Source organism: Halorubrum sp. SD626R (assembly GCF_001261915.1).
Classification (GTDB): Archaea; Halobacteriota; Halobacteria; order Halobacteriales; family Haloferacaceae; genus Halorubrum.
Window position 1 is genome coordinate 1 of the sequence record NZ_CVRT01000077.1, and the last position, 16729, is coordinate 16729.

General features: G+C 70.6%; 18 protein-coding genes. 9 read left to right on the forward strand and 9 right to left on the reverse strand.

Annotated features, from left to right (window positions below; genetic code table 11):
• Positions 1-66: 66 nt before the first annotated feature.
• From SD626R_RS08295 to ahaH, 4 genes are all read right to left on the reverse strand, one after another.
• On the reverse strand, positions 67-645 hold the full coding sequence (locus tag SD626R_RS08295) for a V-type ATP synthase subunit E (protein WP_092565589.1): 579 nt from the start codon (positions 643-645) through the stop codon (positions 67-69).
• A gap of 20 nt (positions 646-665) precedes the next feature.
• Positions 666-920 (reverse strand): hypothetical protein, encoded by a 255-nt coding sequence (locus SD626R_RS08300; RefSeq protein WP_092565591.1) that lies wholly within the window; start codon positions 918-920, stop codon positions 666-668.
• A 225-nt stretch (positions 921-1145) separates the two neighbouring features.
• Positions 1146-3356: a V-type ATP synthase subunit I gene (locus SD626R_RS08305; RefSeq protein ID WP_092565593.1), complete on the reverse strand. Its 2211-nt coding sequence runs from the start codon at positions 3354-3356 to the stop codon at positions 1146-1148.
• Positions 3357-3360: 4 nt separating this feature from the next.
• Positions 3361-3717 carry an ATP synthase archaeal subunit H gene (gene ahaH / locus SD626R_RS08310; RefSeq protein ID WP_092565595.1) on the reverse strand — a complete coding sequence of 119 codons (357 nt, stop codon included), beginning with the start codon at positions 3715-3717 and terminating at the stop codon, positions 3361-3363.
• A 168-nt stretch (positions 3718-3885) separates the two neighbouring features.
• Here ahaH and SD626R_RS08315 point away from each other — a divergent pair, with 168 nt between their 5' ends.
• A complete protein-coding gene (locus SD626R_RS08315) occupies positions 3886-5418 on the forward strand; it encodes a nucleotide-binding protein (RefSeq protein ID WP_092565597.1) in 1533 nt (510 codons plus the stop codon).
• Between the two features lie 36 nt (positions 5419-5454).
• On the opposite strand, the gene SD626R_RS08320 is transcribed toward SD626R_RS08315, so the two are convergent.
• Positions 5455-6426 carry a transcriptional regulator gene (locus tag SD626R_RS08320; protein ID WP_092565599.1) on the reverse strand — a complete coding sequence of 324 codons (972 nt, stop codon included), beginning with the start codon at positions 6424-6426 and terminating at the stop codon, positions 5455-5457.
• Positions 6427-6624: 198 nt separating this feature from the next.
• Here SD626R_RS08320 and SD626R_RS08325 point away from each other — a divergent pair, with 198 nt between their 5' ends.
• Positions 6625-8064: a tRNA(Ile)(2)-agmatinylcytidine synthase gene (locus tag SD626R_RS08325; protein WP_092565601.1), complete on the forward strand. Its 1440-nt coding sequence runs from the start codon at positions 6625-6627 to the stop codon at positions 8062-8064.
• Positions 8065-8070: 6 nt separating this feature from the next.
• On the opposite strand, the gene SD626R_RS08330 is transcribed toward SD626R_RS08325, so the two are convergent.
• Together SD626R_RS08330 and SD626R_RS16805 are read right to left on the reverse strand one after the other, a co-directional pair.
• The gene (locus SD626R_RS08330) at positions 8071-8301 is read right to left on the reverse strand and encodes a DUF7543 family protein (RefSeq protein WP_092565603.1); all 231 of its coding nucleotides are present in this window, start codon (positions 8299-8301) and stop codon (positions 8071-8073) included.
• A gap of 47 nt (positions 8302-8348) precedes the next feature.
• Complete coding sequence (locus SD626R_RS16805; protein WP_176697299.1) at positions 8349-8489, reverse strand: hypothetical protein; 141 nt, start codon at positions 8487-8489, stop codon at positions 8349-8351.
• 95 nt (positions 8490-8584) lie between these two features.
• Between SD626R_RS16805 and SD626R_RS08335 the strand changes: the two genes are divergently transcribed.
• From SD626R_RS08335 to SD626R_RS08345, 3 genes are all read left to right on the forward strand, one after another.
• A complete protein-coding gene (locus SD626R_RS08335; RefSeq protein WP_092565605.1) occupies positions 8585-9709 on the forward strand; it encodes an aminopeptidase P family protein in 1125 nt (374 codons plus the stop codon).
• 326 nt (positions 9710-10035) lie between these two features.
• Positions 10036-10323, forward strand: a complete 288-nt coding sequence (locus SD626R_RS08340; RefSeq protein ID WP_092565607.1) for a DUF5789 family protein — start codon at positions 10036-10038, stop codon at positions 10321-10323.
• Between the two features lie 89 nt (positions 10324-10412).
• Positions 10413-10868 (forward strand): DUF302 domain-containing protein, encoded by a 456-nt coding sequence (locus SD626R_RS08345; RefSeq protein WP_092565609.1) that lies wholly within the window; start codon positions 10413-10415, stop codon positions 10866-10868.
• Between the two features lie 409 nt (positions 10869-11277).
• On the opposite strand, the gene SD626R_RS08350 is transcribed toward SD626R_RS08345, so the two are convergent.
• Entirely contained in the window at positions 11278-12513 is a 1236-nt protein-coding gene (locus tag SD626R_RS08350; RefSeq protein ID WP_092565611.1) for a cation:proton antiporter, read from the reverse strand.
• 58 nt (positions 12514-12571) lie between these two features.
• A complete protein-coding gene (locus tag SD626R_RS08355) occupies positions 12572-13051 on the reverse strand; it encodes a cation:proton antiporter regulatory subunit (protein ID WP_092565613.1) in 480 nt (159 codons plus the stop codon).
• Between the two features lie 119 nt (positions 13052-13170).
• Between SD626R_RS08355 and SD626R_RS08360 the strand changes: the two genes are divergently transcribed.
• The 4 genes from SD626R_RS08360 (at position 13171) to SD626R_RS08375 (ending at position 16618) form a co-directional block, all read left to right on the forward strand.
• Entirely contained in the window at positions 13171-13479 is a 309-nt protein-coding gene (locus SD626R_RS08360; RefSeq protein ID WP_092565615.1) for a DUF7562 family protein, read from the forward strand.
• 70 nt (positions 13480-13549) lie between these two features.
• The gene (locus SD626R_RS08365) at positions 13550-14851 is read left to right on the forward strand and encodes a ribonuclease catalytic domain-containing protein (RefSeq protein WP_092565617.1); all 1302 of its coding nucleotides are present in this window, start codon (positions 13550-13552) and stop codon (positions 14849-14851) included.
• Positions 14852-14928: 77 nt separating this feature from the next.
• The gene (locus SD626R_RS08370; protein WP_092565619.1) at positions 14929-15345 is read left to right on the forward strand and encodes a hypothetical protein; all 417 of its coding nucleotides are present in this window, start codon (positions 14929-14931) and stop codon (positions 15343-15345) included.
• Positions 15346-15532: 187 nt separating this feature from the next.
• The gene (locus tag SD626R_RS08375; RefSeq protein WP_092565621.1) at positions 15533-16618 is read left to right on the forward strand and encodes a sensor histidine kinase; all 1086 of its coding nucleotides are present in this window, start codon (positions 15533-15535) and stop codon (positions 16616-16618) included.
• The last annotated feature ends 111 nt before the right edge of the window (positions 16619-16729 follow it).

Here is a 16729-nt window from a genome sequence, read left to right on the forward strand (position 1 = left end):
AGAGGCTGCCGCGGCGGGCACGAACCCGCGCGACGACGTACTCTGGGTTCGAGCTCCCGGCGGCGCTCATTGGTCGAACAGTCGCTCCGAGATGCTCTTCAACTCGTCGTCCCAGACCGACTCCAGGACCGAGTCGAACGTGTTGTTCACGCGAACGCGAGAGGTGTCGCTCTCGGCGACGACGCCGCCGAGACAGTCGGTCTCGCCGTCGACCGCGGCGTTGCGGTCGGCGACGAGCTCCTCGAGGAGCTCGACGTCCTCGGCGCGGGTGTAGACGGCGACGTCCTCGTCGTCGTCGAACTCCGCGAGGGTCGCGTCGAGCAGCGTCTCGGTCAGCTCGCGCCGGCGGTCGTCGTCGAGGTCGGCGATCGCCGCCTCGACGTCGTCGCGGACGTCCTCCAAGACGTCGCGCCGGGCCCCGAGCCGCTCCTGCTTGGCCTCGAGTTTGGCCGACGAGAGCGCCTGCTCGCGCTCCTGGTCGATCTGTCGATCGACCTCTGCGAGCCGCTCCTCGCGGATGCGCTCGGCGTCGGTCTCCGCCTCGGCGACGATCTCGTCCGCCTCGGACTCCGCCGCTTCGCGGATCTCCTCTGCACGCGCGCGGGCTTCGTCTCGAACGTCCTCAACGACAGTGTCCAAACTCATTGTGTGGAAAGAGGTGCCGCTCAGACGATGAAGACGACGACGAGTGCGAGGATGACGATCGTCTCGGGAAGCACCGTCAGGATGAGCCCGTTGACGAACAGATCGTCGTCTTCGGCCATCGCGCCGACGGCGGCCGAACCGATACCGCGCTCCGCGTATCCCGCGCCGAGGGCCGCGAGCCCGACCGCGAGGGCGGCTGCGGCGCTAGGGTTGGTCAGCGTTCCACCGGCGGTGGACAGTACGGCGTTCCCGAGTGCGTTGGTAGCTTCAAGCATTGGTAGTAGTTGCGGTTGCTCGTCTCCGAACGGTAGGTAGTTGCCGCCACAGTAGTCATAAAGCTTCCCAAAACGACCGAATAGAGCGGCCGCAGTCGGGGACGGAAACGCGGCTAAAGCGGGCGCGTACCCGCGGACGGCGGCCGGGGTGAGCGGCGGGCCGAGGGCGCAGAGCGCGAGTCCGAAGCGATCGGGACGGCCGGCGGGGCGTCGCCGCCGGACCGCCTACTCCTCGGTGGTGTACTCCCGGTCGTAGCCGAACGGCAGGTAGCTGTCGCCGCCGCCCTCGTAGAAGTTCCCGAAGAACTCCACGTATTCGAGACGCACCGCCTGAATGCCGGCGGACGTGACGCCGAGCAGGAGGACGACGACGTGGCCGACGACGGCCACGACGACGCCGGCGACGAGCGCGACGACGCCGACGAGCCCGACCGACGCGGGGTCGAAGGCGGTCGTCATCCCCGCGAAGACGAGCTCGTAGTCGGCCGTGTTCTGCACCTCGGCGAGGTAGTCGGCGCTGAAGATGAAGTGGAAGCTCCCGTCGCCGCCGTCGTCGATGTACGCGCCGAACGCGAGCAGGTTCACCGCGAGCGCCATCCCGCCCTTCGCGAGCAGCACCGCCATGATCCGGGCGTACGAGATGACGTTGACGATGGGCGAGAGCACCTCCGCGAGCTCCGGGGGCTCACCGATCGCGAGCAGGACGACCCCCGCGAGGACGGCCGCGATGGCGGCGTAGCCGACCGCGACCGGGAAGCCGCCGAACGACACCGCCCCGAAGGTGAGGATCGAGAACGACTCGAAGAGGAAGTCGGGCTTCGGGCCGGAGACGTGCTGGCTGAATATCCAGACCCAGGCGCCGTTGAGGATCAGCAGCCACGAGCCGCCCTCGTACATCGCGTGCCTGAGGTCGTGCTGCTGGTAGTTGCTCACGAACGAGAGGGCGTGGCCCACGTTCAGGTGGGCGAGCCCGAACAGCACGCTGACGACGAGGAACGACAGCGCCCAGTCGATGTCCGCCGGCGAGAGGCCCTTCCCGTCGACGGGCCAGTGGAGGCCGAGCAGCTGGTACGCGTGGTAGCCGAACACGTCGATCCCGAAGTAGATCCCGAACAGGATCGTGAACCCGCCGGCCCACATCGCGACGGCGCCGAGCTCGCGGAACGCCCCCTCGTACCTGTTGTAGAGGAAGGCGCCGATCCCGGCGTACAGGACGCCGTAGCCGACGTCGCCGATCATGAACCCGAACATCAGCGGGAACGTGAGGAAGACGAGGAGCGTCGGGTCGAACTCCGAGTACTTCGGCCGGCCGAACCCCTGCACGAGCAGTTCGAAGGGACCCGCCGCGCCCCCGTTGTCCTGGACTACCGGCGGGTCGTCGTCGCCGTGCGCCGCGTGGCCGCCGTCGGTGGCGGGCTCGCGCTCGGCGCTCGCGTCCGCGGCGTCGGCGCCGGCGGTCGCGGAGCCGCCCTCGTTTCCGGCGTCGCCGACCGCCTCGGTGTGGTGGTCGCCGTCGGGCGTGAACGAGGCGCGTTCGAGCTCCTCAACCTCGGCGTGGTCGCCGACGGCGTCGGCGATGGCCGCCTCGAAGTCGGCGTAGGCCGCCGTGGGGATCCACCCCTCGGCGACGAAGGCGTTCTCGGTGGTCGCGAACGAGAGCGGCGCCTCCTTCTTCTCGGCCTCGATGGTGAGCTGCTCCTCGGCGCGGAGCAGGAAGCCGGCCGCCTCCTCTCTCACGTCCGCGAGCTCCGCCTCGACCTCGTCGAGGTCGGCGCGGAGCTCCTCGCGCTCGCGCTCCAGCTCGGCGACGTACTCGCTCGGGCTGGCCCCGGCCTCGGGGACCTCCAGGAGCGCGATGTCGACGCCGACGAGCGAGTCCTGCAGGACCCCGGCCTCAGCACCGTCTGCGGGCTTCGCAAAGACCGCCACGACGCCCCTCCCGGCGAACACCTCGGCGGCGTCGATGCCCTCGGCGTCGGCGAGCGCCGCCTCGACGGCGTCGGGCTTGGCCTCGCCGACGACGACCTCCAGCGAGTCGTAGCCGCGCAGGAGGTCGAGATCGATGTCGAGGTCGGCGAACGGCTCCATGCGGTCGATCTCCTCTTCCCGGTCGCGGATCTCGGCCCGAAGCTCGTCCTGTCGGTCGTTGAGCGCGTTGACGCGCTCGCGGACGTCGGCGAGCTCGCGTTCGAGCTCCTCGTCGTCGATCGCGCGGGCCGCGTCGACCTCGTCGCCCTCGACGTCGAGGACGCTCTCCAGCGAGCGAACGGTGACGAGCCGCTCGTTCACCGTCTCGGCGCCGTCGAGCGACTCGCCGGGCGCGAACCCCTCGTAGCGCTCGTCGTACTCCGTGACGTGCAGGGAGTGGTGCTCGTACGCCGCCTCGACGACGTCGTCGATGACGCGCTTCGAGCCCGTCACCGACACCTTGCTCATCCGCTCAGGCCTGAGCATCCACCGCCTCCTCGGCCTGTTGTCTCACCGCTTCCTCGAACCGTTCGACCCCGTAGTCGACGGCCGCGTCCACGCGCTCGCGGGCCTCGCGTTCGAGCTCGTCGCGGTCGGACCGGCCCGCGTCGAGGATCTCCTGGCGGCGTTCCTCGATCTCCTCGCGGGCCGCTTCGAGCCGTTCCTCGGCCTCGGACTCCGCCTCCTCCTCGGCCTCCTCGCGGATCGCCTCCGCGCGCTCTCGAGCCTCGGCGAGGCGCTCGTCGGCGTCCGATTCCGCCTCAGCGATGATCTCGTCCGCCTCCCGTTCAGCCTCCTTGATCCGATCGAGCACCTCTGGTCTGGCCATGCTACTAATCGCCTGAAACTCTACAAGCGACGTATAAGGTGTTTGCGAAAGTTCGCGGGCGTCGCCCGCGGTATCGGCGGGGATCGGAGGGGGATCCGCGGCACCGAGCGCTCCCCGGTCCGGCGGCCGCCGCCTACATTTAAGTACCAGTCGCCGGACCGTCACCGTATGGCAACGGTGTATGCGGTCGCGTCGGCGAAAGGTGGGGTCGGGAAGACCACCACGACCGCGGCGACGGCGACGATTCTGGCGGGTTCCGGCGCCGACGTCGTCGCGATCGACGCCGACATCGGCATGGCGAACCTCGCGGGCGCCCTGGGCGTGACGACCGGCGAGACGACGCTCCACGACGTGCTCGCGGGGCGGGCCGAGCCGCTCGACGCGGTCCACGAGGGGCCCGAGGGGCTCCGCGCCGTCCCCGGCGCGGCCGACCTCGACGCCTACGCGTCGGCGGACCCCGCCGGGCTCGCGGACGTCGTCGCGGCCTTCGAGGACGCCGACTACGTGTTCGTCGACGCCGGCGCGGGGCTGTCGCACGACTCCAGCCTCCCGCTCGCGGTCGCCGACGAGACGCTCCTCGTCTCGACGGCCGAGCGGAGCGCCCTCGGCGACACCGAGAAGACCCGACAGCTCGCCGAGCGGCTCGGCGGCACGGTCGCCGGCGCCGCGATCACCCGCGTCGACCCGGACGCCGACCCCGACGGGACGAGCGCCGGGGGACCCGACGACGTCGCCGACGTGCTCGACGCGGCGGTCCTCGGCCGGATCCCCGAGGACGACGCGGTGGTGCGGGCGGCGGCCGCGAACCGCCCGCTCCCGACGTTCGCGCCGGACGCGCCCGCGACCCGGGCCTACCGGGACCTCGCCCGGGCGCTGACCGGCGCGGCGATCGAGGGCGACGGGGTCGGTGACCCCGGTGGGGACGAGCTCGGCGATGCCGGCGGCGCGGAGTCGACGGAGGTCGACGAGGCGGAACGCGTCGATGGGGCGGACGCGGCGACCGACACCGACGACGGAACCGACGACCGCAACGCCGAGGCAGACGAGGACGAGACCGGCGACGGTGAGACGGACGACGGTGAGACGAGCGAGGACGCCGGGCCGGACGACGGCGACGACGAGGAGCGGGCGCGGCGGGACCGGGAGGCCGAGAGCGACGAGGACATCATCGTCGCCGACGCCGAGTCGGGCGGACTGAGCGATCCGGGCGACGAGGAGGAGATCATCGTCGCCGACGAGGCCCCCGTCTCCGAGGGGGACGCAGCGACGGCCGGCGAGACGGAGACCGTCGGCGAGGGGCGCGTCGGCGGCGACGACCTCGAAGCGATGATCGAGGAGGACGAGGCGGCGGCGTTCGACGCCGCGGAGTCCGAGGGCGACGAGACCGACGGCGCGGAATCGATCGACGCGGACGCCGCCGGCGACGGACCGGATCCCGGAGAGACGGGGGAAGCCGCGCCGCCGGACGACGACGAGCTGGCGGGGAGCGTCCCGTTCCGCGACGACGACACCGGGACGATGAACACCGTCCTCTCGGAGGGCGGCGGTGACGGGGGCGCGAACGGCGGCGAAGAGACGACAGGCGGCGAGAGGACGACGAGCGGCGAAGGGGCGGCGGACGGCGACGAGTCGGAGAGTGAAGAAGCGGGGAACGAGGAGGCGGAGAGCGGCGGCTTCTTCAGTCGGCTGTTCGGCAGATAGCGGGACCTTCTGACCGCTCGTTCCGGGCCCCGACCCTCAGGCCTCGGACGGCGCCGCGGCGCGGTCGCGGATGAGCTCGCGGATCTCCTCCGGGTCGGTGATGCCCGCGAGCTCCTCGCAGGAGACGAGGGCGGTGCCGTCGACCGACTCGCGCTGCTCCTCCTCCTCTGTGAAGTAGACGGACCGCGTGCGGGCGACCTCGCCGATCGAGGACATGATCCGTGCGCGTTTCTCCGCCGCGGGGGTGAACGCCGAGTGGCCGGTGAGCACCCGCGTCTCGGCGCGCTGGTCGTCCTCCGAGACGGCCTTGAACGGCGCGCGCGCGGTCGGGTGGACGGTGAAGCCGGCGTTGGTGAGCACGCCGAGGACGTGCTCGTCGTCGGGGTCGGTGTCGGGCGCCGAGGGGGTCGGCTCCGCGTCGCGGACCTCGTCCGCGCCCTCCAGCACGTCGACGGGGCTGGAGAACGGCTCGTCGAACAGCTCCTCCAGCTGGATCGCGACCTCGATGGAGGCGTTCATCCCGTCCTCGTACTTCGAGACGGTGCGCCGGGAGACGCCGAGCTCGGTCGCGAGCCGGCCGAGCGACCAGCCGCGCTCCTCGCGCTCGTCGGCGAGGAGGTCGCCGTCGAGGCTCACGTAGAGCCCGCCGGGCGCGGCGTAGATGAGCGGCGGCATCCCCTCGACGAACAGGTCGTACCCCGTGTCGGGGTTGATCACCGGGACGCCGTGCCGGAAGTAGACGACGCCGGGCTTCAGCTCCTCGTCGCGGGTCCGGACCCCGATCACCATCGGCGTCGCCCGCAGGTACTCCCCGAGCCGGCGCATCTCCGCGCCCGTCTCCGCGTCGAGCGCGTCGACGTTGCCGAGGATCTTCAGGAGGAGCAGGTCCTCGCCGCGCCGGGCCGCCACGTCGAAGCTCTTGGGCCGGACCGCACACCGGTCGCTGACGAGGAACCCCGCGTCCTCGAGCATCGCGGTGACGTTCTCGATCAGCGCAGTCCGGGACATACCCGAAAATAGGCGGCTCGCCGTATATATGCGTTGTGTCACTTGCGGCCGCTCGAAACCGTCGCCCGCTTGCGTTTTCCCCGTCCTCCCGGCCGGAGCGGTTAAGTACCGCGTCGGCGCCGAGCGACGGCGAATCGCTCGGGACGGCTCCGAACGGCCGGCCGAAACCGGTTTGTCCGGGAGCGGGCAAGGGCGCGCATGCCCATCGTCGCCGTCGACGACACCGACTCCCGCGAGCGGGGGATGTGCACGACGTACGTCGGCGCGCGGCTCGCGGAGCGGCTCGAGGCCGCCGGCGGGAGAGTCCGACGCCGGCTCCTCGTCCGGTTGAACCCCGCGGTGAGACACAAGACGCGGGGGAACGCCGCCGTCGCGGTCCACGTCTCCGGCGTCGACCCGGCGGCTGCGTTCGACCTCGCCGCCGAGGCCGTCCGGGAGTTCGCCGCCGCCGACGACCCGCGGACCTCCCCTGGTCTCGTCGTCGCCGACGTCGACGTCGCCGGGGACCCGTTCCTGCCGGGCGCTCCCGTCGACTCCTCGGACGGCGGCGCCGCGTCGGCGTCACGGATCCCCGACGACGTCGCCGACTTCGCCCGCCGCGCGCTCCGCCGCCGGCTCCCCCTCGACGAGGCGCTGTCGCTCGCCGAGGCCCACGGCTACCGGCACGCCGCGTTCGGGACCGGCGGGGAGACGGCGGAGTCGGCCGTCGCCGGCCGCGGCCGGATCGGCGCGCTCGCGGCGGTCGGCGCCCCGGTCGCGTTCGACGACTGGACGGCGGAACGCATCTCCTACCGCGAGCTGGACCGCTGCGGGACGCCCCGCCGGGTCAACGTCGAGAGCGTCTTCGCCGCGGCCGACGCGGGGTATCCGACCGTCTGGGACACCGTCGACCGCGGGACCGGCGAGGCGGTCTGCGTCCCCAACGCCCCCGGCCCGATCCTCCACGGGATCCGCGGCGACGACCCGGGGGCGTGCCGCGAGGTCGCCGAAGCGATCGAGAGCGAGCCGGTGGAGCGCGCCGCGACCTTCCTCACGAATCAGGGCACCGACGCCCACCTCGCGCCCGGCCGGATCGGCGCCCTCCGCGACGGCGCGGGATACCGGATCGCCGGCGCGGTCGCGAGCGAGCCGGAGACGAAACGGGGGGGTCACGTCCACGTCGACATCGCGCCGCCCGGGGCGGCGACCGACGACGACGACGCGGCCCGCCTCAGATGCGTCGCCTTCGCGCCGACCGGGCGCTTCCGCGACCGCGTGCGCGCCCTCCGCCCCGGCGACCGGGTGACGCTGTGCGGCGAACACGAGCGTCGCGACGCCGGGAGCGAGAGCGCGGCGGGAGGGAGCGCCGGGGCGCCGACCGCGACGCTCAAGCTTGAGAAGTTCGCGGTACGCGACCTCGTGCGGACCGAGCCGGCCGTGCCGACCTGCCCGGACTGCGGGCGGTCGATGTCGTCGGCGGGGCGAGGGCAGGGGTACCGCTGCCGCGACTGCGGGACCGCCGCGCCGGGGAAGGTCGACCGCGAGGTCGACCGCGAGCTGGAGCCCGGCTGGTACGAGGTGCCGCCGAGCGCCCGGCGCCACGTCGCGAAGCCGCTCGTCAGGGGTGGGTTCGACGCGCCGATTCATCCGGAGCGGTGACCGGATTCAGCCGTCGAGCGCCCGCTCTTCGCGCCACTCGGCGGCGCGGTCGAGCGCGGCCTCGCGGTCCCCGAAGCGCTCGCGCTCGTACGTCGACGCGTCGGCGGCCTGCTCCATCACGTCGAGCCGGACGACGAACCCGCCGTCGGCGCGCTCGCGGACCCGGACCGTCGCGTAGCCGTCGGCGCGCTCCCACTCGGTGATCGCGTCGTCGTCGCGGCACAGAGTCCAGCTCATACCACAGGAGGCGGGCGAGGCGGCTAAAACGGCCCGGTTCGGACGGGCTACGCCTCGTCGACCGGTCCCGTCGCGTACGAGCAGACCGGACAGACCGCGTAGCCGAGGGGGTCGTACGGGACGGACGCGGACGGGGCGGTGACGGCGCACTCCGGGCAGTCGAACGTCGACGCGTTCTCGGTGCTCATGACTCCCTGTAGCACGGCGACGCGTATGGTTATGCGCCGCTTACCGCGCGTCAAGGAGTCCTTACTTATAAGCGAGCGCCGCGCCGAGGGCGCACATGACCGACGACATCCACGCGGACCGCCGTGGCCGGGCGGCGGCGCGGCTCCGGGAGGTCGGCGCCGACGGGCTCGTCTGCTTCCCGAGTCGGAACCTCCGGTACCTCACCGGATTCGACGCGGAACCGAGCGAGCGTCACTTTCTGTTCGCGATGCCGGCGGGGAGGGAGGATGAAAACGGCGCGCCCGCCCTCCTCGTCCCGGACCTGTACGAGGCACAGGTGCGTGAGGAGACGACGGTCGCCGACGTGCGGACGTGGGCCGACGGCGACGACCCGGTCGCGGCCGCCCGCGACCTCCTCGCCGACCGCGGCCTGCGTGCGGGGCGCCTCCTCGTCGACGACGCGATGTGGGCGACGTTCGCGCAGGACCTCCGCGCGGCGGCGCCGGACGCGACTTGGGGGCTCGCGAGCGAGGCCATCGGCGACCTCCGGGCGCGCAAGGACGACGCCGAGCTGGCGGCGCTGCGCGAGGCGGCCGCCGCCGCGGACGCGACCGTGCGCGACCTCCGCGAGCTGGGCGCCGACGCGGTGGGCATGACGGAGCGCGAGCTCGCCGACCGGATCGGCGACCGGCTGGCGGCCCACGGCGGGACCGGCGTCGCCTTCGAGACGATCGTCGGCGCGGGGCCGAACGGCGCGAAGCCCCATCACGGCCACGGCGACCGCGAGATCCGCGCGGGCGAGCCCGTGGTGCTCGACTTCGGGACGCGCGTCGACGGCTACCCCTCCGACCAGACGCGCACACTGGTGTTCGACGGCGATCCCCCGGCGGAGTACGAGCGCGTCCACGAGGCGGTCCGCGAGGCGCAGGCGGCCGCGGTCGACGCCGTCGGGCCGGGCGTCGCCGCCGGGGCGGTCGACCGGGCCGCGCGGGAGGTGATCGAGGCGGCGGGGTACGGCGACGCGTTTGTCCACCGGACCGGTCACGGGGTGGGGCTCGACATCCACGAGGAGCCGTATATCGTCGCCGGCAACGACCGCGCGCTGGAGCCGGGGATGGTGTTCTCCGTCGAGCCGGGCGTCTACCTCGACGGCCGGTTCGGCTGCCGGATCGAGGACCTCGTCGTCGTCACGGCGAGCGGCCGCGAGCGGCTGAACGACACCGACCGCGGGTGGCGGTGACGGCAACCGCGGGTAGCGGTGACGATGACCGCGGATGGCGGTGGCCGCGGGACGGAGGCGGTCGGCGACCGAGCGACGCGAGCGGTGCGCGCGAGGCGCCGAGAGAATGGACCCCGAAACGGCGAGGGGTAGAACGACCGAGGGACCGCCGTTTCGGGCGTCCGACGCGAGATTCGGGAGTCGTGTGCCTACTCCGCAACCGGAGTTTACTGCTGAATGATTTAGTTGTGACACCGAATTATTCCGGGGTCCCCCGGTGCGATCAGGGGGGACTCCGGGCGGTCCGCATCGAAACCATTAGTGTCGCCGGAGCGGAACCGCGGGGCATGAGCGACAACGACGAGGGCGAAGAGAGCGAACCGGTCGTCGAGCTCGGCGAGGGGCCGGACGTGGCGGGCGAGCCGATCGCCCGCGTCGCGTCCCGGCTCACGTGGCCCGCGAAGCGCAGCGACGTGGTTACGCAGGAGGGCGACGCCGCGATCCGGAGCCCGGACGGCCCCCGCGACCTCGACGAGGTCCTCGCGGAGTCCGAGGTGCCGCTGTTCGAGAGCCGGAGCGAGTTCGTCGCCGAGGTCGAGGAGCTCGTCGGGCGCGGCCCGGTCGCGACGGAGTAGGCGCCGCCGCTCAGTCCCGCACCGCTCCATCCCGCGCCCGCTCTCCCCGCCGCCGCGACCTTTTTGTCCCGGCGAGGCGGAGTCGCGGTATGGCGATCCCCTTCGATCCGCACGAGCTAGACCCCGAGGAGTACGGCGAGACGCGGACGACCCTCTCGACCGACCACGAATCCGCGATCGAGCGCGTCCGCGAGGTGTGTCTCGACGCCGGCTTCGGGATCCCGGTGGAGTTCTCCCCCTCGGAGATGCTAAATGAAAAGATCGACGCGGACCGGGACCCGTACTACGTCCTCGGCGCCTGTAACCCGAGGATGGCGGACCGCGCGCTCGACGCGACCGACAAGCGCATCGGGGGGCTGTTCCCCTGCAACATGATCGTCTGGGAGGCGTCGCTCGGCGAGCAGGTCGTCTACCACGTCTCGATAATGAAGATCGCGCGCCTGCTCGGACTTCCGGTCGACGACGAGGAGATGGACGCGATCATCGCCGACACCGGCGAGATGGTCGACGCGGTGTTCGCGGAGTTAGCGGACGGCGCCGAATAGCGAGCGGACGACGGCGACTATTTATAAACCGAATGCGGTGGCGTGCGCCTGCGAGCGGCCGACAGGCCGCGAGCAGCCCGCACGAGGGAGCCCGCGGCCGCCACCGGCGGCCGCGGCAGCGAGGCGCGAAGCGCCTCTGGCAGCCGGCGCACAGCGCCGGCGACGAGGCTGGGGAGGTGTGAGGCTGCGGTCGCGGTGCGGGGCGGGACTCAAAGGGGCAGTCGCGAGGGCGAAGCACACCGACGTAAGGACCGCAGGGAGCGAGCACCGTGAGCGACTGAGGACCGCAGCGAGGTGCGCGAGTCCTCGCGACTGGGGCTTTGACGCTGTTCCCCGCGGAATCGTCGGTCGCGTATGATCGAGCGACTGGAGCTCTGGGGATGTCCTCCGTCAACGCGCGGTGAACTCCCTATAAACTCTCACCGCCCGCGTCACCGGGACTTCGATCCAGCCACGAGACCGCGACCGACTCGAACGGCCCGGAGTACTGCATCAGCGTCGTTCCCAGGACCGCCATCACGAGCACGTAGCCGACCGCGAACGCGTTGATCGTCGCGGCCAGCTCCGGGTCGAACGTCCCGGCGTTCGCCCCGCTGACGGCGACCGTCGCGATGATCAGCGAGAACTCCCCGCGGGTCGTCATCCCGAGCGCGACGCGGGTCGAGCGCTTGGTGTTCAGGTCGAACGCGCGCCCGGCGAGAAAGCCGGTGACGAGCTTCGTCGGGGTCGTCACGAGGACCGCGAGCGCGACCAGCGCCGCCACGCCGCCGAACAGCAGCGGGTCGGTGACGAGCCCGATCCAGAAGAAGAACACCGCCGCGAACGTGTCGCGGACGGGTTCGAGCAGCGTCTCGATCTCGTGGGCGTGGTCGGTCGAGGCGAACGCCATCCCGACGAAGAAGGCGGCGACCGCCTCGCTGACGCCGAGCGCGAGCGCCGCGCCGGCGACCAGCACCACGGTCGCGATCGACCGGAGCGCGACGAACTCCTTGTTGTCCGTCGCCACCAGCCGGTCGAACGCCGGCGCCCCGAACCGAACGACCCCGAGCAGCGCGAGGATGAACCCGATCGCGATCCCCACGTCGACGGCGGCCGCGCCCACGTCGCCGCCGCCGAGCACGAGCGCGGACGCGACGGCGAGGTAGACGGCGATGAACAGGTCCTCGTACACCAGGGTGCCGAGCAGCGGCTCGGCCTCGTCGTTGGCGATCCAGCCGAGGTCGATGAGCGACTTCGTGATCACCGCCGACGAGGAGATGTAGACGATCCCGGCGACGAGGAAGACCGGGAGGGGCGCGCCGAAGACGAGCCAGCCGAGGACGAGCCCGACGCCGAAGTTCGCGAGGTCGATCGTCCCCGCGGTCCCGATCTGCGACCGCCGGGCGAACAGCCGGTCGAGGTTGAACTCCAGTCCGAGGAAAAAGAGGAGGAAGACGATCCCGAGCTCCGCGCCGAGCGCGATGAACTCCGTCTCCGGGACGTAGACGGTCCCGACCGTCGGCAGCGAGAACCGACCGAGGACGAACTCCCCGAGCAGCATCCCGGCGACGATGTAGAACGGGATCACGGACTGACCGAGGCGGTTCGCGAGCGCGCCGGCGACCGCGACCGCGGCGAACATGACGCCGACGTCGAGCAGCGCCACTACCGCTCGCCCCCGGAACGGCCGACCGGCGGAGTTGGTCCGGGGGAGTTGCGGCCGCTCATCCGGTGAGGAGCTCCTCGAACGCCGCGCAGTCCTCGGACGTCCCGACCCCGATCACGGTGTCGCCCTCGCGGAGCGTGGTGTCGGCGGCCGGGCTGTCGATCACCTCGTCGCCGCGCTGGATCGCGACGACGGCGAGGCCGGTGCGGTTGCCGATGTCCGCGCTCTCCAGCGTCTCGCCGATGAGTGGGGAGCCCGGCTGGAGTTCGTACCACTCCAGGAGGATGCCGCCGGGCAGCGTCGTCTCCTGCGTGTCGGGCTCGACCGGCTGGAAGTACGCGCCCTCGATGATCGACCCGATCGTCCGAGCGAGGTCGTCAGAGAACTCGAACACTTTCTCCGAGTCGGCGTCCGGGTCGGGACGGCGGAACACCTCGCGTTTCCCCGTGTTGTGGATGACGACGACCATCTCGCCGTCGTCGAGCTCGATCTCGAACTTCTTCCCGACGCCAGGGAGGTCGGATTCGCGGATCGTCATACCGGGGAAAGCGACGCCTGACGTATAGCTGTACACGTCCCGCGACGCCCGGCCGCCGCGGGCGCGACGCGTCGCCCCTCGCACCAAACGCTAAGTGGGGTGGGTCCGAGGGTGCGGATATGTGGCGCTCCCGGAAGAACCGGGACCGGCGGTCGGTGACCTGCATCGCGTGCGGCGACTCGCTGCTCCGCGAGGACGCGCGCGAGTACGACAAGGAGGGGAACCGCTGGAACCGGCGAGACAAGGAGTTCGAGTACCTCTGTACCGACTGCGACGACGAGCTCTGCCACCAGCCCCGCGACGGGCTGGAGTCGCTGGTCTGTTCGATCGAGGCCGACGGGCTCTCGCGCGAGGAGTTCCTCGGCCGGTACACCGACGCGGTCGCGGCCGACGGCGGGGCCGACGCGAAGTCGGACCGGGACCGGTAGCGCGGGGTCGCTCCCCGCCGCTCCTCCCGCCCCCGACAGGCCTTTCTAACGGACCCGCGTTGGTCCCGGTATGTCAGACGACGAGCCGAAACCCGGGTCCGCCGAGGACCAAGGCCCCGTGACGATCACGGCGGAGCTCGCGGACCGCCTCGCCGAGAAGCGGGCGGAGCTGTTCGAGGAGTTCGAGATCCCCGACGAGTTCCCGAACGAGGTCCTCCGCGAGGCCGAGACGCGGACCGAGGGCGTCTACGACGAGATCGAGGCCGAGATCGACGAGCGCGAGGACCTCCGCGACCTCACGACGTGGACGACCGACCCGATCGACGCGCAAGACTTCGACGACGCGATTTCCATCAAGCGAGAGGAGGGCGCCTACCGGCTCTGGGTCCACATCGCCGACGTCACCCACTACGTCACGCCCGACACGGCGATGTGGGAGGAGGCGGTGAAGCGGGCCAACACCGTCTACCTGCCCGACTACACGATCCACATGCTCCCGCCGGTACTCGCGGAGACGGTCTGCTCGCTCGTCCCCGACGAGGACCGGCTCGCGCACACCGTCGAGATGGAGATCGACGACGAGACCCTCTCGTTCGAGGACATCGACATCTACAAGTCCGTCATCAACTCCGACGAGCGGCTCACCTACAAGCAGTGCGAGAACCGCCTCGAAGACCCCTCACTCCCCCTCGGCGAGGAGAACGAGCTCGCCTTCGAGCTCGCCGACCGGATGCACGAGCAGCGCAAGGAGGACGGCTCGCTCGTCCTCAATCCCCGCCGCGACCGCGCGCACACCATCATCGAGGAGTCGATGCTGAAGGCGAACAAGGCGGTGACGCACACCCTGATGTGGGACCGCGGCGTCGAGGCGATGTACCGCGTCCACCCGCAGCCGACGCCGGACCAGTGGAACGAGGCGTTGAAAGAGATCCAGGAGCTCGACTCCGTCTCCATCCCCGGCGACGCGTGGGGCGACGACCCGCGGAAGGCGGTCAACGCCGCCCTCGAAGAGTCGCCCGGCCGCCAGCTCAACAAGATCCAGCGCGCCGTGCTGAAGGTGATGCCGCGCGCGAAGTACATGAACGACCCGTTCGGGGGCCACCACGCGCTCAACTTCGACATCTACGGCCACTTCACCTCGCCCATCCGCCGGCTCTCGGACACGATCAACCACTGGATCGTCCACGAGAACGACGTGCCGGAGAACCTCGTGGAGCTGTGCGACCACGCCAGCGACCGCCAGAAGGACGGCGAGACGGTCGAGCGGCTGTACAAACAGTTCCTCCAGGAGCAGGGGCTCGACCCCCACGCGGTGAACAACCGCGGAGTCGAGGTCGTCGACGACGAGGAAGAGGCGAAACACACCGTCTGAGCGGCCGGGATCGACCGAGCCGATTCCCCGCCCCGCCCGCCGAAGCGTATAGACCGCCGGAGCCCTTACCCGCTGGTATGACCGCTCACGACCACGACGAGGGCCGCGCCGCCGATCGGATCGCCGACCGAGACCGCACCCGGTCCGAACGGGAGGCGGAGCGGGCCGCCACGCTCGGGGGGTTCACGGGCGCCGTGCTCGGCGCCAGAGGCGGCCCGGTCGGCGCCGGGATCGGCGCCTTCCTCGGGGGATCGACCGGCTACGCCGTGGGGTACGCTCTGAGCGAACTGGATGGGGACCGCGGCGAGCCCCGAGAGACTACGCTCGACGACTTCGGGGCCGGCCACGAAGGGGGGGACGGCCCGCGAGACGACCCGCAAAGCGTCGTCGAGAGCGACGGCCCAGTCCGGATCGAGGTCGGCGAGGAGAGCGCTGTCGAAAGCGAGGAGGGAGCGGGCGAGAGCCACGACGCCGACGGGCCCTCTCACGAGTGACTCGACACCGCGGACACGTCGCGGACGCTCACCGCCGGGAGTGGCTTCCGCGGTGAGCCGACGGTCACCGTAGTGGCGGCTGTCGGAGGCGTGGGAACCGAACGGATTCGAGCGTGTCGATTTGTACGGACGATGCGAACTGATAATTTTGGGAACGTATATGTGTGATGTGACAGGATAGATACGTATGGGATCCAAAGGGCGGTTACGGTGGGGTTACCTGCCTCTATTGGTCCAAGGGGTCGGCCTCGCATTTTTTGTCATTTTTATCACTATTTTCTTTTCGTTTCACGACGTGGAAATTGGAGTTCTGTATTCCGATAACTTCGTCTTCGGTACCGTTACCACGCTCCCGTTCATGTTCGCGATCGGGTACGCCGGCCACTGGCTCGGCGAGAGTCGGCTGCCGACGGAGCGATATCCGCGTATCGGAAAGTGGTTTATCAGTGGACTCATCGGATTTCTGGGCATAAATGCGCTCATGATCGTCGTGTGGCCCGCGGATGCCGTGTACAACAATATCATGTGGGGGCTGTTCGCCGCGGCCGTCGGCGGCGCGGCCGGCATCACGATCGGCCTGTTCGAGGCGCGGGCGATCGAGCGAGCGATCGCCGCTGAGCGACAGGAGATGAAACGGAAGCGGGTTGAAAAACGCAACGACCGTCTCAACGAGTTCGCGGACACCGTCAGTCACGATCTCCGGAATCCGCTGAACGTCGCCTCCGGACACCTCGAACTGGTGCGGGAGGACCACGAAAGCGGCCATCTGGATTCGGTGGCAGACGCACACGACCGAATGGAAACGCTGATCGACGGGTTGCTCGCGCTCGCGAGGAGCGGAAGAGACATCGACGAGCTGGAATGGGTCCGGCTGCCCGATGTCCTCAAGACGTGCTGGGGTAACGTCGCGACCGCGGACGCGACGATCGCGATCGAGATCACCCAAACGATTCGGGCCGATCGGAGCCGCCTCAGGCAGTTGTTCGAGAACCTTATCCGAAACAGCGTCGAACACGGGGGCGAGGACGTGAAGATAACCGTCGGTCGCCTGAGCGACGGATTCTATGTCGAGGACGACGGTCCCGGCGTTCCAGCCGAGGACCGAGAGAGAGTATTCGACACGGGATACTCGACTTCGAACGACGGGACGGGCCTCGGTTTGAACATCGTTAAGCAGGTCGCCGAGGCTCACGGATGGCGGATCCGAGTGACCGACGGTAGCGACGGGGGCGCGCGGTTTGAGATCACAGCCGTTCGTTTCGCTGAGGAGTGAGTCCGGCCGATCGAACGTTCCGTGTTCGGAGTACCGGGATCCCTCGCCCGGATACAACCCCGCCGGCACGCGAAACGTCGCACGACTACCCGCCCACCCATCAGCGTGGTA